Source organism: Streptomyces macrolidinus, assembly GCF_023887685.1.
In the GTDB taxonomy this organism is placed as follows: Bacteria; Actinomycetota; Actinomycetes; order Streptomycetales; family Streptomycetaceae; genus Streptomyces; species Streptomyces macrolidinus.
The window spans coordinates 391,034-415,618 of the sequence record NZ_JAMWMR010000002.1; the positions used below are offsets into that span (position 1 = coordinate 391,034).

Consider the following 24,585-nt stretch of genomic DNA (forward strand, 5'->3'; position numbering starts at 1 on the left):
GCACCTCTGGTAAGGAGTTGCTCATGGCTACTGTCAGACCGTCCACTGTGCTGGGGCGCCAACTCGGCGACGAACTCAGGAAGCTTCGCGAAGCCGCAGGCGTCTCTATGGCGCAGGCAGCGGAGGCACTCGACTGCACCAAAGGGAAGATCAGCCGCATCGAAAACGGCCATGTCCCCGTGCGAACACCCGATCTGATGGCTCTCATGCACGCGTACCGGATGGAAGGGCCCGAGTCGCAGCAGCGTCTCCTGGCACTCGCTCGCAGGGCCAACCGGCGGCGCAGGGAAGGTTGGTGGCACCAGTACGCATCGCTGCTCAGCGACACATACGTCGATCAGATCGAGATGGAGTCCATCTGCGAGAGCATCCGGACCTACCAAGTGCAGTTGGTTCCGGGCCTCTTGCAGACGGAAGCGTACGGTCGAGCTGTGACTGTCGCGTCCCGCGCCTGGCAGACCGCCGAGGAGATCGATCGATTCGTACGAGTGCGGATCGCCCGTCAAGAACGGCTCACCAGCGAGAATCCCCTCGAGTACTGGGTGGTGCTGTCGGAAGGAGCCCTCCGTCAGCAGGTGGGCGGCCCCGACGTCATGAGGGCACAGTTGCAACACCTGATGAACATGGCACAGCAGCCCAACATCACGATCCAGGTACTCCCCTTCTCGCGCGGGGCGCACTCAGGCATGTTCGGCCCGTACCTGCTGCTCGCGTTTCCACAGATGACCTCACTCGACCTCGTTCTCACCGAGACCCCGACCGGCAACATCTGGATAGAGCGAGAGGCGGAAGTAGCCTGTTACCAAGCGCTCTTCGACGATGCTCGGATGGCATCCTTACCACCGACGGAATCACTCACGCTGATCCAACGTGTCGCCAAGGAGTACGGGTCATGAGCAACGGAAGCTTGACCAAAACCGCGTTCAGCACTGCGATATGGAGAAAGAGCAGCTACAGCGGCGGACAGGGCGACTGCCTCGAACTCGCCCACGGCATCCCCGCCCTGGCCCCCATCCGCGACAGCAAGAACCCCACCGGCCCGGTCATCCCCTTCAGCCGCCACGCCTGGCACGCCTTCATCACGCACCTGAGCTGAGAAGTCCACACTGCCACCTGCGGAATCGCTCGCACTCATCCGTCGCACTGCCGAGGAGTTCACCCCATGAACCACGATCGCCGCACGTCCCCCTTCTCAGAAGCAGCGATTTGGCGCAGCAGCAGCTACAGCGGCGGACAGGGCGAGTGCCTCGAACTTGCCCACCACGTCACCGACTTCGCCCCCATCCGCGACAGCAAGAACCCCACCGGCCCGGTCATCCCCTTCAGCCGCCACGCCTGGCACACCTTCGTCGCGCACCTGGGCTGAGAAGCGCCCTCGCGCTCAGCGCTCCAGCACCACCCGTCCCCCCACCTCCACCCACCCCTCCGGCTGCGGTGCCGTAAGGATCTGGGAGCCCGTTCCCTGGTGGATGTTGAGGGCGCGGCCGAGGCGGGTCGTGAGGAGGATGGCTGCCGCGCCCGTCGCCTCGTCCTCGTCGATTCCGTCGTCACGGCCCGGGAAGGCGCGGGCTCGTACGCGGCCCGCCGACTCGTCCTCCCACGCCCAGGCGTAGATCCACTCCCCGGGTGGGGGAACAGCCAGGGCGTCCACCTCGGCGGGCGTCGCGTACTGGCGCAGGGTGCGCGGCGGGGCCCACTCCGGGCGGGCCTCGATCCAGGTGAACTCGCCGTCCTGGCGGGCCCCGACCACCCCGGCGGGCGTGGTCAGTTCGGGCACGTCCAGGAGCCAGGCCGTGCCCACGCAGGGGTGGCCGGCGAACGGCAGCCGCAGGGTGGGGGTGTAGATGTCGACGGCTCCGCGCTCGGGGTCGTCCACGAACACCGTCTCGCTGAAGCCGAGCTTCAGGGCCAGCGCCTGCCTCTCGCTCCGCTCGGGGAGGGCGGAACCGTCGCGGACGACGCCGAGTTCGTTGCCGTATCCGCCACCGGGCCCGCAGAAGACACGCAGTACGTCGTAGTCGGTCACGCAGGCATTCAAGCCCACATCCGTCACCTCGCCGAGACCAGTGAGACCTGAATCACGACCCCTCCGGGTATGACTTAGGGCAGCCTCGGCTAAATTAGGCATGCCTTACCGAACCCCTTCCGTGGAGCACGCATGCGAACCGTCCGCCTCGCCACCGTGGCTGCCGTCACCGCAGCCGCCCTGACCGCCGTCACGGCCTGCACCGCGAAGAGCGACGCGAAGGGTGGTGAGGCGATCACGGTGATCGCCGCCGACTCGACCTGCGAGACCTCCACGAAGTCCGTCCCGGCGGGCCAGGTCACGCTGAAGATCGAGAACAAGGGTTCGAAGGCCACCGAGGTCGAGATCGTCTTCCCGGACGACCGGATCGTCTCCGAGAAGGAGAACATCGGCCCGGGAACCAAGTACACGCTGACCGCCGAGGTCAAGGCCGGTGAGTACGAGATCGCCTGCCGCCCCGGCATGAAGGGCCACGGCGTACGGCAGAAGCTCACGGTCACGGGCGGCGGCAAGACGGCCGAGCGGGACCCCAAGCTGGACAAGGCCGTCGCCGAGTACCGCGCCTACGCCCAGGAGCAGGCCGACGAGACGCTGCCCCGCGTCGAGACCTTCGCGAAGGCGATCAAGGACGGCGACCTGGCGGGCGCGAAGAAGGCGTACGCCCTCTCCCGCCTCGGCTGGGAGCGCACCGAGCCGGTCGCCGAGTCCTTCGGTGACATCGACCCGAAGGTCGACGTTCGCGCCGACGGCCTGGAGCAGGGCCAGAAGTGGACCGGCTGGCACCGCCTGGAGAAGGCGCTGTGGGCGGACAAGAAGATCGGCGCGACGGAGAAGAAGCTCGCCGACCAGCTCGTGACCGACCTCAAGGACTGGCAGAAGCGGGTCGGCACCGCCGACATCACGCCGACGTCCATGGCCAACGGCGCCAAGGAGCTGCTGGACGAGGTCGCCACCGGCAAGGTCACCGGTGAGGAAGAGCGCTACTCGCACACCGACCTGGTCGACTTCAAGGGCAACGTCGAGGGCGCGCAGAAGGCGTACGACCTGCTCAAGCCGGTCGTCCAGAAGAACGACCCGGAGCTGGCGAAGGAGCTCGACCAGCAGTTCACCGCGCTGAACAAGCTGCTCGACACCTACCGCTCCGGCAAGACGTCGTACGACTTCGTCTCCTACGACAAGGTCGGCAAGGAGGACCGCAAGGAACTCTCGGACGCGGTGAACGCGCTCGCCGAACCGCTGTCGAAGCTCGCCGCCGCGGTCGTGAAGTAGCAGGCGGGGCAGCAGGAAGCACGGAGTAGGGAGCAGGGAGCATGACGGAGACGACCGAACCCGATGAGACCGGCCCGGAGGGCTCCTCCCCGGCTCCCTCCCGACGCGCGCTGATCGGCTGGGGCGGAGCGGGCCTCGCGCTCGGCGCCGCCGTGGCGGGCGGTGCGGTCGCGGTGGTCCGGCCGCACGAGGCCGCGGCGTCGGCCGACGCCTCGACGGGCGGCGAGGTCGCCTTCCACGGCGCGCACCAGGCGGGCATCGCGACCGCGGTGCAGGACCGGCTGCATTTCGCCGCGTTCGATGTGAAGACCACCGACCGCGCCGCGTTCATCCGGATGCTGAAGGACTGGACCGAGGCCGCGCGGCGGATGACCGCGGGCCGGACGGTCGGCGAGGGCGCGTTCGGGCTCGCCGAGGCTCCGCCCGACGACACCGGTGAGGCCCTCGGGCTCAAGCCGTCGCGGCTGACGCTGACCATCGGCTTCGGGCCGTCGTTCTTCGAGAAGTTCGGCCTCGCGGACAAGCGTCCGGCCGCGCTCGTGGACCTGCCCCACTTCCCGGGCGACAACCTCGACAAGTCCCGCACCGGCGGCGATCTGTGCGTGCAGGCCTGCGCGGACGACCCGCAGGTCGCCGTGCACGCGATCCGCAACCTCGCCCGTATCGGCTTCGGCAAGGTCGCCGTCCGCTGGTCCCAACTCGGCTTCGGCAAGACCTCGTCGACGACCCCGGACGCCCAGACGCCGCGCAATCTCTTCGGGTTCAAGGACGGCACGAGCAACATCGCGGGTACGGAGACGGACCGGCTGAAGAAGTTCGTGTGGGTCGGCGAGGGCGACGGACCGGACTGGATGTCGGGCGGCTCGTACCTCGTCGCGCGGCGTATCCGTATGAACATCGAGACCTGGGACCGGACCTCGCTGCAGGAGCAGGAGGACGTCTTCGGGCGGGACAAGGGCGAGGGCGCCGCCGTCGGCAAGGCGAAGGAACACGACAAGCCGTTCCTGAAGGCGATGAAGCCGACCGCGCACGTCCGGCTCGCGCACCCCGACGCCAACGGCGGGATCACCATCCTGCGCCGCGGCTACTCCTTCACCGACGGCACCGACGGTCTCGGCCGCCTGGACGCAGGCCTGTTCTTCCTGGCCTACCAGCGCGACCCGCGCCAAGGGTTCATCCCGCTGCAGCGCAAGCTCGCGGCGTCCGACGCGCTCAACGAGTACATCCAGCACGTGGGTTCAGCCGTCTTCGCGGTCCCGCCCGGCGTCCGTGACAAGAACGACTGGTGGGGCCGGACCCTGCTCACCGAGGAGGCCTAGGCCGTGTTCTCCAACTATCTGATCGGTCTGCGCGAGGGGCTGGAGGCCAGCCTCGTCGTCTGCATCCTGATCGCCTATCTGGTCAGGACCGGCCGCCGGGACGCCCTGAAGCCGATCTGGACCGGCATCGCCATCGCGGTCGCCATCGCGCTCGGCTTCGGCTGCGCCCTCGAATTCGGCTCCCAGGAGCTGACGTTCCAGGCGCAGGAGGCCCTCGGCGGCTCCCTGTCCATCCTCGCGGTGGGCCTGGTGACCTGGATGGTCTTCTGGATGCGGCGCACGGCCCGCAACCTCAAGTCCGAGCTGCACGGCAAGCTCGACACGGCCCTGCGCACGGGCACGATCGCGCTGGTCCTCACCGCGTTCCTGGCCGTCGGCCGCGAGGGCCTGGAGACCGCGCTGTTCGTGTGGGCGTCGGTGCACGCGGCGAGCGACGGCACGCCGCGCCCGCTGATCGGCGTCGCCCTGGGTCTGGCCACCGCGGTCCTGCTGGGCTGGCTGTTCTACCGCGGCGCCCTGAAGATCAACCTCGCGAAGTTCTTCACCTGGACCGGCGCCATGCTGGTCGTCGTCGCGGCGGGCGTGCTCGCCTACGGCGTCCACGACCTCCAGGAGGCCGATCTGATCCCCGGCCTGACGACGCTCGCCTTCGACATCAGCGACACGATCCCGCCGGACAGTTGGTACGGCACCCTGCTCAAGGGCGTCTTCAACTTCCAGCCCGACCCGACGGTCCTTCAGGTCACGGTGTGGGCTCTGTACCTGGTCCCGACGCTCGCGGTGTTCTTCTCCCCGGTAGGGTTCGCCTCCGGAAAGGGGAAGGTGAAGGTCACTGATGAGCAGGGATCGCGGGGATCACAGCCCTCGAACGCTTCGTAGCCGCGGCCGGTTCGCCCTCACGGCGACGGTGGTCGTCGTGTCGGTGACGGCGAGCGGTTGTGTGGTGGTGCACGGCGAGCGAGAGGTCGTACCGACGGCGACTCGGGCCGAAGCCGCCCGCGCGCTGAGGGACTTCACCACCGCCTACAACAAGGCGGACAAGGCGTACGACCCGTCCCTGGACAAGGACCGGGTCACCGGCCCGCTCGCCGCCATCGACGGCGGCAAGTTGGCGGCGGGGCACCGCAACAGCCCCCGCGGCAACGCGAGTCATGTCCCGCTGAAGCTCACCGACGCCAGGTTCACGATCCCCGAGAAGGCGGGCTGGCCGCGCTGGTTCGTCGTCGACGCCCGTGCCAACAAGGGCAGCGCGGACGCCCGTTGGCTGCTCGTCTTCACCCGCGCCGCGGCGAACGACGTGTGGGCGGTGTCGTATCTGACCATCCTCGCGGCGGACGACGTACCGACGTTCAAGAAGGACAAGGACGGCTGGGCCGAGCCGGTGCCCGCGAACGACGCGGCGCTGGCCGTACGGCCGCAGAAGCTCGGCGCGGCGTACACGGACTATCTCAAGGACGGCGGGGACGCGTTCGCGTCCGGTACCCACACCTCGCAGTGGCGGGAGACCCGGCTGAAGAACGCGCGCAAGCCGGGACTTGCCCGGCAGTACATCGACGAGCCGCTGACGAACGGCGACTTCGCCCCGGTGGGACTGCGCACCACGGACGGCGGCGCGCTGGTCTTCTTCGCCACGCGCCACTACGAGAAGCAGACGGCCGCGCAGGGGGTGAACATCCCCGTCGATCCGAACACCAACGCGCTGCTGAAGGGCGAGGTACGGCAGTCCCTGACGCGGGAGTTCGTCTCCAACCAGGCGGTGCTCGATCCGGTGAAGGGGGAAGTGAAGTTCCTCAGCCGGGTGCAGGGGCTGACGGGGGCCGAGGGGGAGTAGGGCGGTGCGCTGCCGGGGGTCAGCCCCGGTGCGGCCAGGCCGCGAGTTCGCTCTCGCCTCCGGCGTGGCGCGCGCACGCGTCCGTCAGCGCCTCCAGCAGGTTCAGCGGATCGGGCAGTGCGTGCTCCGGCCCGCGTACCCACTCCACCGTCAGGTCACCGGGCAGCCGCGCGGGCGGCAGCAGCACGTACGAGCCCCGGCAGTGCCAGCGCAGGCCGGGGTGCTCGTCCATGGTCTCGGGGTGGCAGTCCAGCTCGCACGGCCACCACTCGTCCTCGTCCTCGGGCGTGCCGCGGGTCAGGGTGAAGAACAGCATGCGGCCGTCGCCGGTCGTGGCGACCGGGCCCACCTCGACGTTCTCGGCGAGCAGCCGCTCCAGGGCTTCCTGACCGGCCTCGTCCGGAACGTCAAGGACGTCGTGCATCATGCCGGTCGCGGTGATGAAGTTCGCCTCCGGCTGGTGTCGGACCCAGCGCTCGATCTGCGCCCGGTCCGTGGTGGACTGCGTCTGCCAGGCGAAGGAGACGGGATGGCGGGCGGGCGTCGGACAGCCGACGCGGTCGCAGGAGCAGCGGTAGCCGGCGGGGTGCGCGGCAGGTGCGATCGGCAGGCCCGCGGCGGCTGCGGCCAGCAGCATCTCCTCACGGCCGCCGTCCCCGGTGTCGCCCTCGGGACCTGCGGGACGGCGTCCGCGCAGCCACCGGGAGATCCTGCCCTGCCCGCCGGTGCGACGGCCGAACCCTGCGCTCATCTATCCCCTCGCCTCACTGCTGCGGTGCGGACGGCACTCCTTATGGTCCCACCATCCTGCGCCTCTTGTGACCGGAGTCGTCATCCGGGGTCGGGGCGAGGTCCGGGGGGCCGGGGCTCAGCGGGGCGCGAGGCCGTGGAGGGCGTAGTCGACGAGGGTGTCGGTGTAGGCGTGGGTGAGGGGTCCGGTGCGCTGGAGCCAGCGCTGGGCGACCGGGGAGACGAAGAGTTCGAGGGCGATCCGCGGGTCGATGTCGGGGCGTACGGCGCCTGCTTGCTGTGCGGTGCGCAGGCGCTGGACGTAGCGCTGGAGCTGGGGTTCGAGCAGGTGGGCGACGACCTCGGCGCCGAGCTGCGGGTTGACCAGGCCCTCGGCGGCGAGCGCGCGGGCCGGGACCTCGAAGCGGGGGTCGCGCAGTTCGTCGACGGTGGCGCGCAGGACGTGCTTGAGGTCGGCGGCGAGGTCCCCGGTGTCGGGGAGGTCGTACGCCTCCTGCCCGGCCTCGCGCGCCGTCCGCTCGCCGAGGTCGAGGAAGGCCTCCAGAAGTACGTCGGCCTTGGATGCCCACCACCGGTAGATGGTCTGCTTGCCGACCCCGGCGTGGGCGGCGATGCCCTCGATGGTGGTCCGGGGGTAACCGACCTCCCCGACGAGCGCGAGCGCGGCGTCGTAGATGGCACGACGGGACCTGTCGCTACGGCGACTGGCATCGGGGACGGGCTTCTTGGCCATGCGCCCAAACCTATCAAGGCGGCAAGACGCACCGTCTCGCGCGAATGCCGGATGCCGGAAGCCGGAAGCTGGAAGGGGGAGCGGTTGGATGCCGGAAGGGCGAGCGGTTGCTCAGTCCTCCTGGCCCGGTGGCGGCCAGGCGTCGCCCCAGTTCGTGTCCCTGGCCTCCTTGTACAGCGGGCCGTGGCGCTTGGTCACCGTGGTGCGGTGCAGGGACTCGTCCGGGCCGCACAGGTCGAGGAGGACCTGGCCCTTGCGGATCTGGGGTCTGCGGACGACGCGGGAGGCGGCCGGGGTCGCCGGGAGGCGGGTCGCGGCGACATAGCTGAACTTCTCGTCCTCGTACGCCAGGGAGCCGCCCTTGACCTGCCGGTGCAGCGAGGAACGGCTGACCCGGGCCGAGAAGTGGCACCAGTCCTCGCCGGGGACGATCGGGCAGGCCGCGCTGTGCGGGCAGGGCGCGGCGACCTGGAAGCCCGCGCCGATCAGCCGGTCGCGGGCCTCGATGACGCGCGCGTAGCCCGCCGGGGTGCCGGGCTCGATGATCACGACGGACTGCGCGGCAGCGGCGGCGGTGTCAACGACGGACGCGCGGTCGGCCTCCGTCAGTTCGCCGAGGACGTACGAGATCGTGACGAGATCAGCGCTCTCGATGCTGAGCGCCGCTCCGATACGAGAGCGCTGCCACACGGCAGACCTCAGCGCCGGGTTCGCGGCGGCGATCTCCCGGCCCAGCGCGAGCGCGGGCTCGGCCCAGTCGAGCACGGTGACCGGCCGCTCCCCGCCCCAGGTCGCGCTCACGGCCCAGGTCGCCGCGCCGGTGCCGCCCCCGATGTCCACATGGCTCGCGGGCACCCAGCCGGGCACCGCGTCCGCGAACGCCTCCAGCGCCGCGCACACCGCCTCGAACGTCGCGGGCATCCGGTAGGCCGCGTACGCGACGACGTCCGCGCGATCCCGTAGCACCGGCGCGTCGGTGGGGGTCCGGCCTCGGTAGTTCGCGATCAGCCGGTCCACGGCCTGGGCGGCCTGCCGGGGCGGAAGGCCGTCGAGCAGCCCGGCGAGGGCGGCACGGAGCCGGTCGGCGACGGAGGCAGCGGAGCCGGAGCCGGCGGAGACAGGGGCGTTCACCAGGGAATTCTCTCAGGTCTCCCGGACCGCCCGCGCCAGCCGGTCCCCCGCCGCCGCCCGCGGTCGGCTGTCCGGCTCCCGGCGGCGCGGATGGACCGTGTTCGCGAGGATCACGAGGAACGTGTCCGTCGCCGGGTCCAGCACCAGCGACGTCCCCGTGAACCCCGTATGCCCCGCCGCGCCCCGGCCCGCCAACGCGCCCATGAACCACGGCTGGTCGAGCGCGAAGCCGAGCCCGGGCGGGGCGAACATCAGCTCGACGATATCGGGGCCCAGGATGCGCGCGGGCCCGTACGAGCCTCCTGCCAGCAGGGTGCGGCAGAAGACCGCCAGGTCGCGGGCCGTGGCGAAGAGACCCGCGTGACCGGCCACCCCGCCGAGCGCCCACGCGTTCTCGTCGTGGACCTCCCCGCGCAGCATCCCCCGGTCCGCCTTGGCCCACGGCCGCCGCTGGTCCTCCGTCGCCGCCGCGCCCGGCCTCGGCCCGAAGCCCGTCGCGGTCATCCCGAGCGGCCGGGTGATCCCGTCGCGGACGAGGACGTCGAGCGTGCGGCCGGTGACGCGTTCCAGGACGTACTGGAGGAGCAGCAGGTTCAGATCCGAGTAGCGGTACGTCGTCCCGGGCACCGAGAGCGGCGCCTCCGCCCGCAGCAGCGCGAGCCGCGCGGCCGGTGACGGGCAGTCGTACAACGGGAGTTCGGGCCGCAACCCGGAGGTATGGGTGAGGAGGTGGCGCACGGTGATGCCGTGCTCCCCGGCCGCCCGGAAGTCCGGGAGATACGCGGCCACCCGGGCGTCGATGCCGAGCGTGCCGCGCTCCAGTTGCTGCAGGGCGGCGACCGCGGTGAACAGCTTGGTGAGCGAAGCCAGGTCGAAGGGGGTGTCCACGGTCATCGGGACCCGTTCCGCGGGCGGCAGTTCGACACCCCGGTCCGTCTGCGCGTCGTACGCGGCGTAGCGGACCGCCCAGCCCATCGCCTCCTCCACGGCCACCACCGGGCCGCGCCCGGCGACCACCACGGCACCGGCCGCCCAGGGGCGCTCGGCGCACACGGCGTCCCGGAGCCCCTGGACGAGCCGACGCAGCTCCTCCGGATCGAGCCCGGCCTTCTCCGGGGTGCCGGTACGGAGCCTCGGTGCGCTCAGCGCTCCTCCCCCGACGCCCCCGAATCCCGCGAATCCCCCGGGCCACCCGAGGCCCCCGAGGCTCCCGGGCTCCCCGCGCTCGCGGTCCCGCGTCGGCGCCCGCGCAGCGCGAGCGCCCCGCCACCGGCCAGCAGCGCCATCGCTCCCCCGATCCCGCCGACCAGCCCCCAGGACGGGCCGCCGCCGCCCACGCCCGAGGCCTCCGCGCCCCGCGCGCCTTCCAGGCCCTTCCCCTTGGCCGACGCGGAGGCCGCCCGGCTCCCGCCCTCGCTGAGCGGATCGACCAGGGTGCCCACCGCCCGACCGGTCGCGCCGCGGGCGAAGCCCCAGTCGAGCAGGGCGGCGGTCTCCTCGTAGACGGTGTTGCCACCGGAGCGGGGATGCATGACGGTCACGAGGAGGGTGCGGCCGTCGCGGGTGGCGGCACCGGTGAAGGTGTTGCCCGCGTTGCTGGTGAACCCGTTCTTGACGCCGATGAGCCCCTTGTACGGTTCGAGGCCCCACGCGCCGGTCAGCAGGCGGTCGGTGTTCTGGATCTGGAAGGTCTTCTTGCCACCGGCGGGGAAGTCGGCGGTCCGCGTGGCGCAGTAGCCCCGGAAGGCGGGGTTCTTCAGGCCGTGGCGGGCGAACAGCGTGAGGTCGTACGCGGAGCAGATCTGCCCCTTGTGGTCGAAGCCGTCGGGGCTGACCACATGGGTGTCCAGGGCCTGGAGGTCGTACGCCTGGGCCTGCATCTCGGCGACGGTCTTCGCGAGGCCGCCGTTCATATGGCTGAGGACATGCACGGCGTCGTTGCCGGAGCGGAGGAAGACTCCGAGCCACAACTCCTCGACGGTGTAGGTGATACCGGCCTTGACGCCGACCAGGCTGGAGCCGTCCGGCACGTCCGCGAGGTCCTCGTCGGTCACCCGGTACGTCCGGGTCCGCTCGAACTTCTTCAGCAGGGTGTCCGCGAACAGCATCTTCAGCGTGGACGCGGGCGCGAGCCTGCGGTGCGCGTCGTACGCGGCGAGCACCTCACCGCTGTCGTGGTCGGCCACCAGCCAGGAACGGGCGGTGAGCTTCCGCGGCAGACCGAGGGCACCGTGCACCTGGACCCCGCGAAGGCCCAGCCGCTCACCGCCGATGACCCTGGGGGCACCGCCCTGACGCGGGAACGCCGCCGCGCGTTCGGGGGCGGCGGAGGCGGGTGCGGCCAGGGCCAGCGGCGCGGCGGCGGCGAGCCCGAGAACGGCGCGGCGGGAGGGCCGCACGGCACGCGGGGAGGAGGACGAAGAGGAATCACGCACCCCGGGACCGTACAGAGGGAGCCTGTAACAGCAGGCAAGGGCGGCTTAAAGGCGCGGCAAAGGCCGGGTCATGGTGTGACCTGCCGGGGCCTGTCGCCCGCCCCGCGGGCAGCGGTCGGCCACCCTGGAGAACACCCCGGGAAGAACACCCCGGGAAGAACGCCCCAGGAACAACGTCCCTGGAAGAAGCCGTACGCCCATCGCCCCACCCCACCCACCGATGAGGAGCGGACCCCATGACCCAGGCCAAGCCCCAGCCCCAACCCCAGACCGATCCGGCCGACATCCGCGTACCCGACACGGCGCTCGCCCGCGAGGCGACACAGCTCGTCCGGGACACCACCAGCGACCTGATCTACCACCACTCCCGCCGGGTCTACTTCTTCGGCAGCCTCCAGGGCCGCAACCGCGACCTCGGCTTCGACCCCGAACTCCTCTACATCGGGGCGATGTTCCACGACCTCGGCCTGAACGAGGAGTTCCGCGGCAGCGGGCGCCGCTTCGAGGTCGACAGCGCCGAGGAGGCCAGGAAGTTCCTCCAGTCCCATGACGTACCGCCCGACAGCGTCCGGCGCGTGTGGACCGCGATCGCCCTGCACACCACCCCCGGCATCCCGGAGTTCATGGAACCGGAGGTCGCCCTGGTCACCGCGGGGGTCGAGTACGACGTCCTCGGCATCGGCTACGACGACATCTCCGCCGCCGACCGCGCCGCGATCGTGGCCCTGCATCCCCGCCCCGACTTCAAGCGGCAGATCCTCGCGGCCTTCACCGAGGGCATCCGCCCCAAGCCGGAGACCACCTTCGGCAATGTGAAGGCGGACGTACTCGAACACTTCGTCCCCGGCTTCGAACGGGGCGACTTCGTGGACACGATCCTGGAATCGCCCTGGCAGGACTGAGACGCGCCCGCGCGGCCGACGAGGTCAAGGTCAGCGACGGCTGGGCAAAGCCCTGTTCGGCACGGCGACACTCACCCTGATCAGCCGACTCCTCCCGAGTAACCCGCCAGGTGGGGCGGGCGGGTCGTCCGGGACGCGGATGGCGTACGCGACCTCTGGTGCACGAGCGCGGCATCCCACGTTCAGCACGTTCGGCTTGCCTCGCGGAGGGTGAGGATCAAGGCTCGGTGTTGAACGTGCACATCACGCCTGGGCACCGATGTGATGGCCACAGGCCCCTCGAAGAAGGGTTAGGGCATCAGAACGTGAACATATCGAGAACCGTTGGAGTGGTCGCCAGTGCGGCACTTGCTGTGATGGGTGTGCCGGCCACCGCCTCGCCAGGAACAGCCGCCACCAAGGACGTCAGCGAAGAGAAGCTGAACCTGACGTTCACCGGAACCGCGATGTACGGGTATCCGTTCAAATCAAAGAAGCCGGGGGATGAATTCGGGGGCAGTGGGAAAGTCAGCGAGAAGAACGGCCGAGTAGGCGACGGAAAATTCTCGTACTACTGCAAGATCACTGCGATCAATGCCACCCCCAACGCGTACACCAACATCTGTCACGCCGCGCTGGACCTGCCCAAGAAGGGGCAGATCGCGCTGGAGTCACTGGTCACCCAGAGGGCCGGCACTTCGGGATTCCAGATGGCGGTCACGGGTGGAACAGGTGACTACGAGTTGGCGAGAGGGCATGCCGACTTCACTGAAACACCACGACCGGCGAAGATCGTCGTCTCTCTGGTCCATCCGACGAAGACGCCGACGTAGCGCCCGACACCCCTGTTCATGATCAGAGATCAGAGATCAGAGACTTCCGGAACCTTCGACCAGCTTCATGCCGCAGGCGGAGCCCGGGGGTCAGGGGGTCAAGGTGTCAAGGTGTCACCCATCGCCGTTGCCACCGGGCGACCGCCGTCGGCACACCGGGAGTCACCTCGGGCAGAGGCGCCTCGCCGGTTCACGCCGAAGGGATGACCTCGATCCGTTCCCGGTTGAGGAGATACATCGGCATATACGGATGCTTCTCACCGATCGGGAACCCGAAGTCATAGGCGAGGCTCGCCATCGCGAGCGGCCCGAGGGCCACCTGGGCGCGCGGTGCCCTGGACTCACCCCAGTAACCGCCGTGCTCCGTAAGGGCTTCGGAGAGCGCTTCGTCGAAGGCGTCGTGGTCGCGTGCGATCAGGCGGTGGAAGAGGGCGACCGGCTGGTAGTCGATACGGTTCACGAAGTCCTTCGGCGCGTGGGTCACCGCGTCGGGCATCGAAGTGTCCATGGTGGCGATCAACTTCTCCACAACGTCATCCATGGAACGCTCGGAGAAGTAGGTCCGCAGGGTGTCGATCCAGTGCAGGACGTACTCGTCGACGGAGTCGTCCTGTCGCAGCGTCGCCAACGGCACCTCGCACAGCCGGCTGATCCGGTCCCTCTGGCGGCACACGATCGCGAGGTAGAGGGCGTCCAGCCAGGCACGGGCGTCCGCAGGCGGTGCGGCGGACGTGGCAGGCAGGTGGCTGACGCGGTCCTCGTCCACGTAGCACTCCTGCGACTGCCCACCGGTGAACAGAGCACAGCCGAGTTGCAGAGCGGCGGCCCACGCACCCCACGTATCGGCGTCCGCGGCCTCAGGATCCGCGGCGCAGTGAACGTGAGCAAGTGTGAGGGCGGACGCGAAGGCCTCGCCCCACCCCGCCGGGGCCTCAGCAAGTCCTGCTATCAACTGCGCCGTGTCTCGCGCGAGTTCACTGGCCTCCGGAGACTTCTCCGCACTGCTCGTGGCGAGGCGCCCGGCTCCGTCGAGCCGGACCAGTCCCTTCATCAACCCGAGCAGATGCGGTGGCGGTTGCACGGAGAAGGTTCGCGCCTCGTCGTCGATGACCGTGAGCGACGTCAAGCTGCCGCGGTACCACCAGTAGACCCGCGGGGACAGCGAACCCGGGCCGTCCTCATAGGCGCCCAGAGCACATGAGCCGAGGTCGTTAACGGCGTCGACCACGGTGCCGTCGGTGATGGGGTGGTACACCAGCAGATGCCGGTTCGGTACGGCGACGAGGGCACCGGCGTCCGGGAGCGGCTCGCCGGTGGCCTGCCTGACCGCTTCGGACAGGTACAGCGCCTTGCTGGAGACGAACGGCGAGTCACCGTACAGCGAGTGCAGCCGCGCCCGCCCCTCGATCGGCACTTCCTCATGCACGACGGGCACGCGCATCAGGTTCGCGTACGCCGCCTCCCCCAGGTTCTCGAGCCCCGCACGCTCCACGTCGTTGTCGGTGAGGATCCGCACGGTGGTGGGCTGGTCGAGGGCAAAGGCGAAGACGAGCCCGTCGGCCACCACACGCACGTACCGCATGGCTTCGGCGAGTTCGGGCGTGAACGAATCGACGGGCAGCAGCCGGGCATGTACCCCTTGCAGCAGTTCCTCGGCACTCTCGTCCCCGTTACCCGCCTGCCGCAGCCGGGCGAAGTGCTCGGCGACGAGGTCAGGCCAGCGTTCCTCCGGCACGTTGCGGCACATGTGCGCCAGGTTGGTCAGGGGGTGGTCATGGCCGTCCTGCGCGTACGGGGCGGCGAGCGCCCGCAGATGTAAGGCCTGCTCGGCGGTCAACATCGGCAGGCCGGGGTCGGGAGTGTCCATCGGCTTCATCTCATCGACTCTACGAGGCACCTATGACACTTCGAAGTTGACGGTGCGCGGCCCCGCGTCTGCTTCGGGTCGCGGTGGCCGAGTCCACCCACGTACGCACCGCCTGGACACAACGGGCGGATGAGCCCTCAGTAGCCTGTGTGGCTATGGCTGACCTGTATGAGCTGACACTTGCGCTGGACCTGCGGGACGACTTGACGGACCAGGAACTCGCGGAGCTGCGATGGCATCTCGGGGCGGGCCCCAAGCCGGAGACGCTGCGCATCGTGACCGAGTTCCCTGTCGTCGTGGAGGACGAAGACGGAGAGTTCGTCATCGAGGACGACCCCGAGCCCCTCCTGGCTTGCCACGACGCCGGCTACAAGGTGGAGGGCGCGCTCGTGTCGGTACTGCTCCGCAAGCAGGGCACCGGACATGACGCCTGGGCACTGACGAGCCGTCAGGAGATCCACCCGGACGACTTCGACCGCACAGGTCAACTCATCAACTGGCTTGCGACCAAGGCAGATGAGCGGCACCGCGACGTCGATGGCAGCATCGGCCTGGGATGGATCCGACATCACGAAGCGCGCCAGCCTGAGCCGCTGGTCGTGCGCGACGGCGGCGTCGTCCGGCCGTCGTAGACCCACGTCCACGCCCGTACACCGCCGTCCAGCAGATATCCAAGGCCCGGGGGGTGCGGAAAGAGATCCGGACAGATGCTCCAGATCGTCTACAGCGCCTTCGAGCGGCTCCTCGTCGCCGAGGGCGACCGGCGCCGAGTCCGCATCGAACTGCACGAGCCCGAGTCGGAGGAGCAGTCCGCGGCCGTGCTCGCCGTTGTCAACCACCGCAAGGAGTTGGGCCTCGTCGACCACGCCTGACGAACGATGTCGGGGCGGGTCGGACCGATTATGCGCCGGCCCCATCCGCCCTGCCCTCGACCGCGGCCAAGAGCAGCTCTTCCACCGCCCTGTGCTCTTCCACGCTCTCCTCCCAGCCTCTTGCCCAGTCAAGGGCGGAGTTCCCGCTCCTCTCGGGCAGGAGCGGGTCAGCCCCATAACGAAGGAGCAGCTCAGCCATAGGCAAGTCGGCCTTGCTGGCCGCCGCCGCAAGCGGCAGGCCGGCCCGCCGGCCGCCCGACTCCTCGTTCGGAGACGCACCAGCCGCCAGCAACAAGGCGGCGCAGCGCAGCTCCCCTTGCACTGACGCCAAGAACAAGGGCGTGATCCCGTCGTGGCGCTGGTTCGGGTCTGCTCCGAGAGCCAGGATTCGCCTGAGCCTGCCCACCTGTCCTTCTTCGGCGGCCACGGACAGCCACTTCGGGAGTTTCTTCTTTCCTCGGTTGTTCACAGTCCGTTCTCGGTTGTTCACAGTCCGTCCGGTCGTCTCATTCTTTACTTGCGGATGGTCCGGAAGGTGCAGTGGTGCAGACGGAATACCGGGCGGCTGAATCTGCCTGCCCCGCAGGCGACGCACGCCGCAAGGAGTCGACCCAATCAGCCGCTCCCGCATTTCACAACCGTTGCACAATCACGCGGGAACTCCCGGGAAACCCGCAGTGGAAGCGGGAGTCAACTCCCCACAAGAAATGACCCTGACCCGGGTAAAACCTCAGGTCAGGGCCACACTGGTCCGATCCTCCCGCTCGGGCAGCCCGCAGGGCGCGGCGGCGAATCCTCGGATACGGCATCTCGCTCATTGCCTTGGGCGTGGTCTTCATCGCGCTCGGGCTTCCCCGGTACGAAGTGTCCGATGACGCCGACATCCTGCTGAACATGAGCGACCCGTACTATGCCGTTCCTTATATGGCGCAACTTGTGCTATACGCGGTAGGGCAGTTCGAGACTGGCCGCCGCTGTTTGCACCACGCCAAGATCGCCGGGCATTCCTGGCTGGGCCGGGGGATGTGGGCAGTAGCGGCAGGATCCGTATGCATCCTGTGCTATTGCGTGACACGGGGCGTGCAGATGCTGCTCGTCTCGCTGGGAACGATCTACCCGTGGAACTCCTCGTGGTGGATTACCGGGAGCCTTGGTCCGCTTCTGCAGATCTTCGGCTGGACAGTTCCTTCCTGGGGGCCGCGGGTGCTGGCCGCTAACCGCTGTGTCGCCGCCTATATCTCCTACCTGCAGCTTCGGCCGTTATGGAATGCCCTGTATCAGGCGACTCCTGGCATCGCGCTTGAGCCACCACAGTCCCACCTCGTTGATCTCCTGCCCCGGCGCGGTCTGCAATATCGTTTGTACCGACGTGTCATTGAGGTCAGAGACGGGCAGCTGTCGTTACGACCCCATCTTGCTCTGGCGGACGAGGCGTTGGTGGCAGGCAGTGGCTTGACGGACGTCACAGCCGCCAGGGAGGCAGCCGTGCTCATGGCGGTGCTGCGGGCGCGTACATCGGATTCCGTGGTGATCGTGGCTTCTGCGGAGCTTGACGCTGCCATGGCACCGCAACGTAACCTCGATGCTGAGACCGAACGGCTTACCAAGGTAGCCCGCGCCTTCCGGCATCTTGAGCGCCGGCCACAGCACAAGATCCGGGGCCGTGCCCCCGTGCAATCTCCTTCCTCCGCAGGCCGATCCTCATGACCGGGGCAGGTCACCAAGCGTCCGCACCCTCAAAGCCATTGCCGCAGGAAGCAGATTTGCCACCAGGGCGAGAAGGACCGTCGACGAGACCGTGCCGACGACCAGCAGCATTGGCATGGAAGGCACCATCGAATCGGTCGCGGCCTCACTGAAGACCGCCATCGGCAAGGCCACGAGTGCTCCCCCTGCCAGCAGAGCGAGAACGGAGACAGCCATCCATTCCCACAGCACCACCATCGTCAACTGATGGCGGTCGGCGCCGAGCGTGCGCATCAGCGCCAGATCCCTTTTCCGCTGGACAGAGGCCATGGTGAGGGCTGTCGCCGCGGCGGCGGCACTGAACACGAACAAGGTACCCAGCAGCAAGTAGCGGCTGCGCGTATCGGCGGCGGACACGGTGTCAGCCCGGTCCGCCGCCTGCTGACGGTTCAGCACCTTGACGCCCGGAAACCGCTCGAGCAGCTCGTCCACCTGCTCGTCGGCGTTCGCTGCACTCGGGCGCAACCTTAGATACACCTGCGAGTCGAGCCCGAGTGACTCATGCTGCAGGGCTAGATCGTGCGGGACCACCACATCACCGAAGCCGGCGGACCGTCGAAACAACGCCGCCACGCGCAGGCGAGCTGTGGCCCCGTCTCCCAGCACGACCGTCTCCGTGCGGCCGACACGCCAGCCCGTCTTCCGTGCGAGCGAGGTGGACACCCCCATCGACTCGCCACGGACATCGGCCAGCCGCCCGGCGCTCACACCCAGATCCATGAGTCCCGATGCAGCCTGCGGCACCAGCCCCTGTGCGGGAAACGATTCCAGGATGTCTCCCACCGGGCTGGAGTGCCGGACCACGACACGGGTCTCGATTGCCGGAGTGGCCTTTTGTACGGCCGGGAGTTTCGCTGCGGCTTGCGCCACTTTGGGAGGCAGCCCATCGGCACCGTCCGTGACCAGAACCCGTCCCACGTCTGCCATCCGTGCTTTGGCCTGCTCGGTTTCCTCTTTCTCCAACGTGGCACCCGTGAAGACGACCGCTCCTGCGAAGGCGCAGACGACGACGAGTGGAACGACCGCGCTGGCCAATCGCCGACTGTCCGCCCGCAGGGCACCGTGGGCAATACGCCCAGGCAGCCCGCCCAGCCAGGCCAGCACCGGCCCCAGCAGAGCGATGCCACCTCGCACCACCAGGGGGGCGAGTAGCGCGAACCCCAGCATCAGTACAGCGACTTGAACCAGGGTCTGCATGACCGCGGCCTCACCACCGGCCTTCTTCAGAGTGAACACAACCCCTGCCACAAGTGCCAGAATCCCCGCGACGACGCGTACATCTGACAGCCTCCGGGGGGCTCGGTCGGCCTCACGCAGGGCCTCGACCGGCCGGATCCGGACCGCCCTGCGGGCCGCGAGCAAAGCAGCGGCCTGAGTTCCGACAAGGGTCAACATCCCGGCGGCAAGAACCGGAAAAGGCCCTCGTACCAAGGTCAGCCCGCTGGGAAGAACGCCGACGGAGACGAAGAGGCCTCGCACCGGTCCGGTGAGAAGGAGACCGAGCGGCCCACCGATCACGACACCGGCAAAAGTCAGAATCAGCGCCTCACCACAGAGCATGCCACGCACCGTGCCATGGGTCGCGCCCACCGCACGCAACAAGGCGATCTCACGCTTGCGTTGCTGAACGGCGATGGTGAACGGACCAATGACGATGACCGTTGCGAACAGGGCGGCCAACAGCCCGAAGGACGCGGAGACCGCGAGGGCGAAGTCGCGTCCCTCCACAACCTCTTGCCCCTCAGCCTCACCCTTGTCATCCCCATGCAGAACCCGGGCTCCTGGCGCATGCACCTGATCCGAGATCCGTGACGCGAGCTGTCGCGCGCCCACGCCGGAATCCGCCTTGACCGCGATGGCATACGGGCCGCTACTTCCGCCCGGGTCCCGAGCCAGGTCGGCCGCCTCGTCATCAAAGAAAAAGAGGGACGCCTCACTCTGTTGTTTTTCGAGGGATGTCCTGTTGTGTTCGGCGATGCCGCTGACTCGATAGATTTGAGTCCCGCTCGCCGTCATCACGCGAATCTTGGCACCGGGCCGGACGCCGGCCGCCTCGGCGGTTCGGCGATCTGGCATCACCTCGCCAGTTCGGCCGGGTGGTCTGCCCGACAGCACGCGGAAAGGGGCGAGGGCTGCGGTGGCCCAGGAGTGGCCTCGGGACGGGCCGCCATCCGGCCCTCGTACGGCTTTTCCGTCCTGGCCGACGAATTGCGCGTAGAAGGGTCGGTCGGCAACCGCGTCCCGCACTCCGGGAACGGCGCGGACCTGGTCGACCAGGTCCTGCGGCAGGGGCCGCTTGTCGGGGAGGATGGCCTGGAGTCGCCGCCCGCCGGGCTCGGTGTCCTTCACCCATGGGTCGCCATCGACCACGATGTCGGCCGCGGCGAAACGTTGAGGGATGGCCTTCATCCGCAGACTTGACTCGAAATACACTCCCCAGAGCGTGGTGAGCACCACGCCGAGCAGAACTCCTACGAGGGCTCCGGCCAACCCCGGCGCCCGTCCCCGTATCGTGCGCCACGAGAGAGACGGCATCGTGCGGACCTCAACCCTCCAGTCCTAATTGCTCGCTCAAAAACGCCAGGCTATCGGCGCCCAGCGCCGCCGCCTGGCTCATCGTCCGCTTGCCGTGACCGCTGCCACGTTCGTACCGCAGGAGAACCGGCCGGCCCGAGCTGCTTGCGTGCTGCAGAGCGGCGCACATCTTACGCGCGTGGGCGGGATCAACACGGGTGTCCCCCTCGAAAACCGCGAACAGTACCGCCGGATAGTCCGTGCCCTCCCGGACATGATGGTACGGAGAGTAGTCGATCAGCCACTGCGCCTCCGTCGGATCGTTCACACGTCCGTATTCGGCGCGCCACAGATGGCCGAGCCCCGACTGCTCGTACCTAACCATGTCCAGTAGGGGAGCAGAACACACCACCGCGCGATACAACTCGGGCCGCTGCACCAGCGCCGCGCCGACCAGGAGCCCGCCGTTCGAACTGCCGACGGCGCCCAGCTGATCGGGCGTAGTCCAGTCGTGGCTGACCAGCCACTCGGCGGCCGCGTTGAAGTCGTCGATGCTGTTCTGCTTGGCGGCCCCGGTTCCCGCCCGGTGCCACTGCGCCCCCTGTTCTCCGCCACCGCGGACCTGCGCCACGGCGTACACGCCTCCGGCTTCCACCCAGGCCACCGCGTCCGGCTGGTACACCGGGCCCATACTGACGCCGAACCCTCCGTATCCCGTCAGCAGAAGTGGGCGCGGGCGACGGGGCGACGCGTCCGACGCAAGCAGCAACATGCCGACCGACGTGCCGTCCATGCTCGGGTAACGAACATGATGAGCTTTGATGTGTGGACGAGTTACGCATCGCGTGGAGGGCCCTGAGCGCACGAGTCGTCCCGAAGAGCCGTCGTAGCGCAGAACGTGACCGGGGTCGGTCATACTCGAATATCCCAGCCACGCCTCACCCGGCGCGTCATCCGTAGGGGCATTCACCGTGAGCCCCGTCATGGTCCCGGGGCGCGACAGCGGGAGGTGGCCCGTCGTCTCGCCGGTGTCGCTACGGTGCACCGTGATGTCGCTGATGGCGTCACGTGCCCACACGGCGAGGAGCAATCCGCCGCCCAGGTGGGCGAACCCAGTGAGCACGGCCTCGGGGTCCTCCTTGATGACCTCCCGCCACTGCCCGTTTGGCTGTGCGGGGTCGACGACGCACAGCCGATGATGGGGGGCTTGGTCATCCGTCAGCAGATACAGCAGACCGTCCGGTCCGATCTCACCCCGCACGTGTGCGGCACTGCCTGGTCGGATGCGCCGCCACAGTGGTTGCTCCGCCCCGCATCGTGCCAGATCGGCGAGCAGCAGTTGCCGGGGGCTGGCCGGGGCGAGGGAGACCGATGCCAGGAGCAGGCGGCCGTCACCATCCAGGCTGATTCCGTAGACGCGACGCGGATCGTCGTCGCTGCCCAGCACCCGTATGTCGTCGTCGGCGCATGTCCCGACTTGGTGCAGCCACAACCAACGCTCCGTTCCCAGTGTGCGGTTGGCGCCCCTCTCGTACGGCGGACGCACGTAGTAGAAGGACCGGCTGTCGGGGAGCCAGGCGACCGGCGAGTTGCGGCAGCCCCTGATGCCGTCGTCCTCCAGGCGCCCGGACGCGACATCAAGGATCATCAGGTTCGCGGTCTCGGCTCCGTCGGCGGACAGCTGACAGGCCACCAACCGTCCATCGGGCGAAGGTGCCCAGCGTTCCAGCACCACGGTGACCTGGTCGGTACAGGCTCGGTCCGGGTCCAGTAGGACGCGCTCGGCTTCATCCTGCGTTGTGGTGCACAGCACCGCGTGTTCATCACCCGGCTGCCGCCGCAGGAAGAACTTCCGCCCGCCGCGCCAGAGCGGGACTTCCTGCTCGGCGGCGCCGTACAGTTCACGCAGCCGTGGACCGAACCGTTGCGTCCACGCGCGCCGCGAGGCGTCGTAGAGCGCGTCCTGGGCGGTCTGCCACTCCAACGTTCGCTCACAGGAGGCGTCCTCCAGCCAGCGATACGGATCGTGCACGCGCCGCCCGAAGATGTCGTCGGTCACCGCCTCCCTGAGGGCATGCACAAGCTGCCCGGCCCCGTACTCTTCGTCGGTCACAGCACGGATGCGACGAAGCGGAGGACGGTTACCAGATCGGCCATGGCTCCCGGCCCAGTACGCCCCGTGTGCACGGACACCCCGTTCTGGGTGGGAACCACGTAATACCCTTCCTCTTCTGCGAGCTTGAGGTTGCGCTCCAGGGACGGCCTGCGCAGGGCCGCCTCCGGGAACGAGGGCACGAGGACGACGGGGCAGGTCGCGCTCATCACCGTGCTCAGGGCGAGGCTGTCGGGCATGCCAGCTGCGCATTTCGCCAGGAAGTTGGTGGTGGTGGGCATCACGAGCATCAAGTCGGCCCAAGCGGCGAGATCCTGGTGCGGCAGCACCCCGTCCGAGGTCGGCCATTTGGGCCCCCACACCGCCGAGCCGGCGCCCGCCGCGAGCGCGTCACGTGAGACGAGCTGCTGTGCCGAGTGGGTCAGACAAGGTCGGATCGACCAGCCGTACCACGAGCGCAGCAGAGCGGCCCATCCGGGCAATTCGGCGGCGGAGAACGCCCCTGTACCGATCAGCACCACCTGACCACGGGCCAGCGGCAGATGCCGCGGCGCGCGCGGCGGAAGAAGGGGGATTCCCGCAGCCTCTGACCCTTGGGCGAAGGGTGTCGCATCCATCTCCATCAGACAGCTCCCCGGCGATACAAGGACGCAGACCAGCAGACAACGCCCAGTGCCAATATGGTGATCACGGTGAATCCGGTCGGCACCGCAGCGGCGGTGAGATGGCCGGTCATCAGGTTTCTGGCCGCTTCGACGGCGTAGTAGAGGGGATCGATCCTGGCCAGGGCCTGCAGCCAGTCGGGCGCCAGCGCCACAGGAAGAAGCAGCCCGCTCACCAGCGTCAGTGGCATGGTGAGGAAGTTGACCGCGCCGGCCAGGGTGTTCTCGTCGCGCACGACAAGAGCCAGACCGTAGGAAGATCCGGCACCAAGGACGCCGACCAGGGCGACAAGTATCAGTGCCACCAGAGAGCCCGGGATGTCGGCGCGCAGACCCATGACCGTGCCGACCGCCAGGAGGAACAGCCCTTGGACGACGAGCAGCGTGACATCGCGCAGCAGCCATCCCGCCAGCAGGGCCCCCCGGGCGACCGGGGTGACGGCCAGCCGTTCGAGGAATCCGGTGCGCAGATCCGCTAGCAGGCCAAGACCCATGAAGGTGCTGCCGAACAGGGCGACCATCATCAGCAGTCCGGGAACGAACTGGGCGAGCCGGTTGCCGCCACTGATACCAGGACCCGACAGCGGTTCGAGTAGCGGCCCGAACAACACGAGCCACATCACCGGCTGGCTGAGCCCCAACACGACCCAGGTCCTGTTGTTGAGCGCTTCGTGCAGGGCAAAGCGGTAGAGCACGCCGGATTCCCGTAGGAAGGCTGTCACTACCTCACCCCCAATCCAGCGTCCAAGGACCGGCCGGTGTGGTGCAGGAAGACGTCGTCGAGACTGGGACGGGACAGGACCACAGCGTCGACAACAAAGCCCTGCGCGTCCAGCGTACGCAGGGCGGCAGGCAGCGTGCGCTCGCCGTCGTCCGCGTACACCCTCAGCTCGGGGCCCTCTGACCGCACCGAGCGGACCGACGGCAGGCGCGTAAGCAGGGACTCGGCCGTTCCGACGGCCCCCTCACTCAGACGCAGACGCAGGACATCGGGCGAGAGCGTCCTCTTGAGCTCATCAGGGGTGCCGCGGGCCACGACCCGGCCCTGGTCGATGATCGCCAGTAGGTCGCAGAGGCTGTCGACCTCGTCGAGGTAGTGGCTGGTGAGAAATACGGTGTGCCCGCGCTCGCGCAATCTGCGGATCTCCTGCCAAAGGTCGGCCCTGGCACGCGGATCGAGCCCGAGCGTGGGCTCGTCGAGAAAGAGCAGTTTCGGAGCGTGGACAAGGCCGACGGCCAGCGCGAGTCTGCGTGCCTGGCCACCCGACAGACTGGACACACGGCGGTACGCCAGAGCCTCGAGTCCGAATAGCTCGAGCATCGCGTCTACGCGCTGCCGGGCGGCCCCGCCGCTCATTCCGAACAGCCGAGCCTGCATCAGCACGTTGGCCCGCACCTGCGTCGCCGGATTCACACCGCCGTACTGGCTGACGTAGCCGATGCTCCGCCGGACCTCACGTGGCTGCGACAGCACGTCGTACCCGGCCACCTTCGCGGTTCCGCCGTCCGGCGCGAGGAGGGTGGTGAGCAGCCGGACCGTGGTCGTCTTGCCGGCTCCGTTCGGGCCGAGGAAACCAAAGATCTCACTGAAGTTTCCCCGTGC

The 24,585-nt window shown here is 68.8% G+C and carries 23 protein-coding genes and 2 pseudogenes; 12 read left to right on the forward strand and 13 right to left on the reverse strand.

Translation table 11 applies throughout. The features are described 5' to 3' along the window. The first annotated feature begins 23 nt into the window (after nucleotides 1-23). The 3 genes from NGF19_RS03950 to NGF19_RS03960 all read left to right on the forward strand — a co-directional run bounded on the left by NGF19_RS03950 (nucleotide 24) and on the right by NGF19_RS03960 (nucleotide 1,366). A complete protein-coding gene (locus NGF19_RS03950; RefSeq protein WP_252422162.1) occupies nucleotides 24-896 on the forward strand; it encodes a helix-turn-helix domain-containing protein in 873 nt (290 codons plus the stop codon). Next, complete coding sequence (locus NGF19_RS03955) at nucleotides 893-1,096, forward strand: DUF397 domain-containing protein (protein ID WP_252422163.1); 204 nt, start codon at nucleotides 893-895, stop codon at nucleotides 1,094-1,096. Before NGF19_RS03950 ends, NGF19_RS03955 begins: the two co-directional genes overlap by 4 nt. 66 nt (nucleotides 1,097-1,162) lie before the next feature. Beyond that, entirely contained in the window at nucleotides 1,163-1,366 is a 204-nt protein-coding gene (locus tag NGF19_RS03960; RefSeq protein ID WP_252422164.1) for a DUF397 domain-containing protein, read from the forward strand. A 15-nt stretch (nucleotides 1,367-1,381) separates the two neighbouring features. On the opposite strand, the gene NGF19_RS03965 is transcribed toward NGF19_RS03960, so the two are convergent. Next, entirely contained in the window at nucleotides 1,382-2,026 is a 645-nt protein-coding gene (locus NGF19_RS03965; RefSeq protein WP_252422165.1) for a PhzF family phenazine biosynthesis protein, read from the reverse strand. A 132-nt stretch (nucleotides 2,027-2,158) separates the two neighbouring features. Here NGF19_RS03965 and efeO point away from each other — a divergent pair, with 132 nt between their 5' ends. The 4 genes from efeO to NGF19_RS03985 are packed head-to-tail and all read left to right on the forward strand — an operon-like array spanning nucleotide 2,159 to nucleotide 6,445. Continuing rightward, nucleotides 2,159-3,295 carry an iron uptake system protein EfeO gene (gene efeO / locus NGF19_RS03970; RefSeq protein WP_252422166.1) on the forward strand — a complete coding sequence of 379 codons (1,137 nt, stop codon included), beginning with the start codon at nucleotides 2,159-2,161 and terminating at the stop codon, nucleotides 3,293-3,295. 41 nt (nucleotides 3,296-3,336) lie between these two features. Further along, nucleotides 3,337-4,614: an iron uptake transporter deferrochelatase/peroxidase subunit gene (gene efeB / locus NGF19_RS03975; protein ID WP_252422168.1), complete on the forward strand. Its 1,278-nt coding sequence runs from the start codon at nucleotides 3,337-3,339 to the stop codon at nucleotides 4,612-4,614. Between the two features lie 3 nt (nucleotides 4,615-4,617). Continuing rightward, complete coding sequence (efeU, locus tag NGF19_RS03980; RefSeq protein ID WP_252422170.1) at nucleotides 4,618-5,493, forward strand: iron uptake transporter permease EfeU; 876 nt, start codon at nucleotides 4,618-4,620, stop codon at nucleotides 5,491-5,493. Then, entirely contained in the window at nucleotides 5,450-6,445 is a 996-nt protein-coding gene (locus NGF19_RS03985) for an SCO2278 family lipoprotein (RefSeq protein WP_252422172.1), read from the forward strand. The genes efeU and NGF19_RS03985 overlap by 44 nt, the downstream gene beginning before the upstream one ends. A gap of 19 nt (nucleotides 6,446-6,464) precedes the next feature. Here NGF19_RS03985 and NGF19_RS03990 read toward each other — a convergent pair whose 3' ends face one another. The 5 genes from NGF19_RS03990 to NGF19_RS04010 all read right to left on the reverse strand — a co-directional run bounded on the left by NGF19_RS03990 (nucleotide 6,465) and on the right by NGF19_RS04010 (nucleotide 11,494). Next, the gene (locus tag NGF19_RS03990; protein WP_252422173.1) at nucleotides 6,465-7,196 is read right to left on the reverse strand and encodes a bifunctional DNA primase/polymerase; all 732 of its coding nucleotides are present in this window, start codon (nucleotides 7,194-7,196) and stop codon (nucleotides 6,465-6,467) included. Between the two features lie 117 nt (nucleotides 7,197-7,313). Further along, nucleotides 7,314-7,928 (reverse strand): TetR/AcrR family transcriptional regulator, encoded by a 615-nt coding sequence (locus tag NGF19_RS03995; RefSeq protein WP_252422174.1) that lies wholly within the window; start codon nucleotides 7,926-7,928, stop codon nucleotides 7,314-7,316. A gap of 111 nt (nucleotides 7,929-8,039) precedes the next feature. Further along, entirely contained in the window at nucleotides 8,040-9,059 is a 1,020-nt protein-coding gene (locus tag NGF19_RS04000) for a small ribosomal subunit Rsm22 family protein (RefSeq protein WP_252422175.1), read from the reverse strand. Nucleotides 9,060-9,071: 12 nt separating this feature from the next. After that, a complete protein-coding gene (locus tag NGF19_RS04005; protein WP_252422230.1) occupies nucleotides 9,072-10,205 on the reverse strand; it encodes a serine hydrolase domain-containing protein in 1,134 nt (377 codons plus the stop codon). Next, nucleotides 10,202-11,494, reverse strand: coding sequence for a D-alanyl-D-alanine carboxypeptidase family protein (locus NGF19_RS04010; protein ID WP_252422176.1), 1,293 nt, complete (start codon nucleotides 11,492-11,494; stop codon nucleotides 10,202-10,204). The genes NGF19_RS04005 and NGF19_RS04010 overlap by 4 nt, the downstream gene beginning before the upstream one ends. Before the next feature lie 236 nt (nucleotides 11,495-11,730). Between NGF19_RS04010 and NGF19_RS04015 the strand changes: the two genes are divergently transcribed. Next, a complete protein-coding gene (locus NGF19_RS04015) occupies nucleotides 11,731-12,396 on the forward strand; it encodes an HD domain-containing protein (RefSeq protein WP_252422177.1) in 666 nt (221 codons plus the stop codon). A 329-nt stretch (nucleotides 12,397-12,725) separates the two neighbouring features. Further along, a complete protein-coding gene (locus NGF19_RS04020) occupies nucleotides 12,726-13,208 on the forward strand; it encodes a hypothetical protein (protein WP_252422178.1) in 483 nt (160 codons plus the stop codon). A 190-nt stretch (nucleotides 13,209-13,398) separates the two neighbouring features. On the opposite strand, the gene NGF19_RS04025 is transcribed toward NGF19_RS04020, so the two are convergent. Continuing rightward, nucleotides 13,399-15,084, reverse strand: coding sequence for an immunity 49 family protein (locus NGF19_RS04025; protein ID WP_252422179.1), 1,686 nt, complete (start codon nucleotides 15,082-15,084; stop codon nucleotides 13,399-13,401). Between the two features lie 146 nt (nucleotides 15,085-15,230). Between NGF19_RS04025 and NGF19_RS04030 the strand changes: the two genes are divergently transcribed. After that, on the forward strand, nucleotides 15,231-15,707 hold the full coding sequence (locus tag NGF19_RS04030) for a hypothetical protein (protein ID WP_252422180.1): 477 nt from the start codon (nucleotides 15,231-15,233) through the stop codon (nucleotides 15,705-15,707). Between the two features lie 69 nt (nucleotides 15,708-15,776). After that, nucleotides 15,777-15,947: pseudogene (locus NGF19_RS04035) on the forward strand (phage terminase small subunit); the annotation flags it as partial. A 28-nt stretch (nucleotides 15,948-15,975) separates the two neighbouring features. Here NGF19_RS04035 and NGF19_RS04040 read toward each other — a convergent pair. Next, nucleotides 15,976-16,416 (reverse strand): ankyrin repeat domain-containing protein, encoded by a 441-nt coding sequence (locus NGF19_RS04040; RefSeq protein WP_252422184.1) that lies wholly within the window; start codon nucleotides 16,414-16,416, stop codon nucleotides 15,976-15,978. A gap of 287 nt (nucleotides 16,417-16,703) precedes the next feature. Between NGF19_RS04040 and NGF19_RS04045 the strand changes: the two are divergent. Beyond that, nucleotides 16,704-17,654 (forward strand): annotated as a pseudogene (locus NGF19_RS04045) (MAB_1171c family putative transporter); the annotation flags it as partial. Here the strand turns inward: NGF19_RS04045 and NGF19_RS04050 are convergent. The 5 genes from NGF19_RS04050 to NGF19_RS04070 form a co-directional block, all read right to left on the reverse strand. Next, nucleotides 17,649-20,150: an FtsX-like permease family protein gene (locus NGF19_RS04050; RefSeq protein WP_252422188.1), complete on the reverse strand. Its 2,502-nt coding sequence runs from the start codon at nucleotides 20,148-20,150 to the stop codon at nucleotides 17,649-17,651. The pseudogene NGF19_RS04045 and the gene NGF19_RS04050 sit on opposite strands and share 6 nt — an antisense overlap. An 88-nt stretch (nucleotides 20,151-20,238) precedes the next feature. Then, nucleotides 20,239-22,320, reverse strand: coding sequence for a prolyl oligopeptidase family serine peptidase (locus NGF19_RS30870; protein WP_252422190.1), 2,082 nt, complete (start codon nucleotides 22,318-22,320; stop codon nucleotides 20,239-20,241). Next, the gene (locus NGF19_RS04060; RefSeq protein ID WP_252422192.1) at nucleotides 22,317-22,943 is read right to left on the reverse strand and encodes a flavoprotein; all 627 of its coding nucleotides are present in this window, start codon (nucleotides 22,941-22,943) and stop codon (nucleotides 22,317-22,319) included. The genes NGF19_RS30870 and NGF19_RS04060 overlap by 4 nt, the downstream gene beginning before the upstream one ends. Continuing rightward, nucleotides 22,943-23,677, reverse strand: a complete 735-nt coding sequence (locus NGF19_RS04065) for an ABC transporter permease (RefSeq protein WP_252422194.1) — start codon at nucleotides 23,675-23,677, stop codon at nucleotides 22,943-22,945. The genes NGF19_RS04060 and NGF19_RS04065 overlap by 1 nt, the downstream gene beginning before the upstream one ends. Before the next feature lie 26 nt (nucleotides 23,678-23,703). Beyond that, on the reverse strand, nucleotides 23,704-24,585 hold an 882-nt coding region (locus NGF19_RS04070), incomplete at its 5' end, for an ATP-binding cassette domain-containing protein (RefSeq protein ID WP_252422196.1).

Bases quoted from the DNA above. Each gene is read 5' to 3' on its own strand.
- NGF19_RS03950 (WP_252422162.1), top strand. From the start codon at position 24: ATGGCTACTGTCAGACCGTCCACTGTGCTGGGGCGCCAACTCGGCGAC.
- NGF19_RS03955 (WP_252422163.1), top strand. From the start codon at position 893: ATGAGCAACGGAAGCTTGACCAAAACCGCGTTCAGCACTGCGATATGG.
- NGF19_RS03960 (WP_252422164.1), top strand. From the start codon at position 1,163: ATGAACCACGATCGCCGCACGTCCCCCTTCTCAGAAGCAGCGATTTGG.
- efeO (WP_252422166.1), top strand. From the start codon at position 2,159: ATGCGAACCGTCCGCCTCGCCACCGTGGCTGCCGTCACCGCAGCCGCC.
- efeB (WP_252422168.1), top strand. From the start codon at position 3,337: ATGACGGAGACGACCGAACCCGATGAGACCGGCCCGGAGGGCTCCTCC.
- NGF19_RS03985 (WP_252422172.1), top strand. From the start codon at position 5,450: ATGAGCAGGGATCGCGGGGATCACAGCCCTCGAACGCTTCGTAGCCGC.
- NGF19_RS03990 (WP_252422173.1), bottom strand. From the start codon at position 7,196: ATGAGCGCAGGGTTCGGCCGTCGCACCGGCGGGCAGGGCAGGATCTCC.
- NGF19_RS03995 (WP_252422174.1), bottom strand. From the start codon at position 7,928: ATGGCCAAGAAGCCCGTCCCCGATGCCAGTCGCCGTAGCGACAGGTCC.
- NGF19_RS04015 (WP_252422177.1), top strand. From the start codon at position 11,731: ATGACCCAGGCCAAGCCCCAGCCCCAACCCCAGACCGATCCGGCCGAC.
- NGF19_RS04025 (WP_252422179.1), bottom strand. From the start codon at position 15,084: ATGAAGCCGATGGACACTCCCGACCCCGGCCTGCCGATGTTGACCGCC.
- NGF19_RS04030 (WP_252422180.1), top strand. From the start codon at position 15,231: ATGGCTGACCTGTATGAGCTGACACTTGCGCTGGACCTGCGGGACGAC.
- NGF19_RS04060 (WP_252422192.1), bottom strand. From the start codon at position 22,943: ATGGAGATGGATGCGACACCCTTCGCCCAAGGGTCAGAGGCTGCGGGA.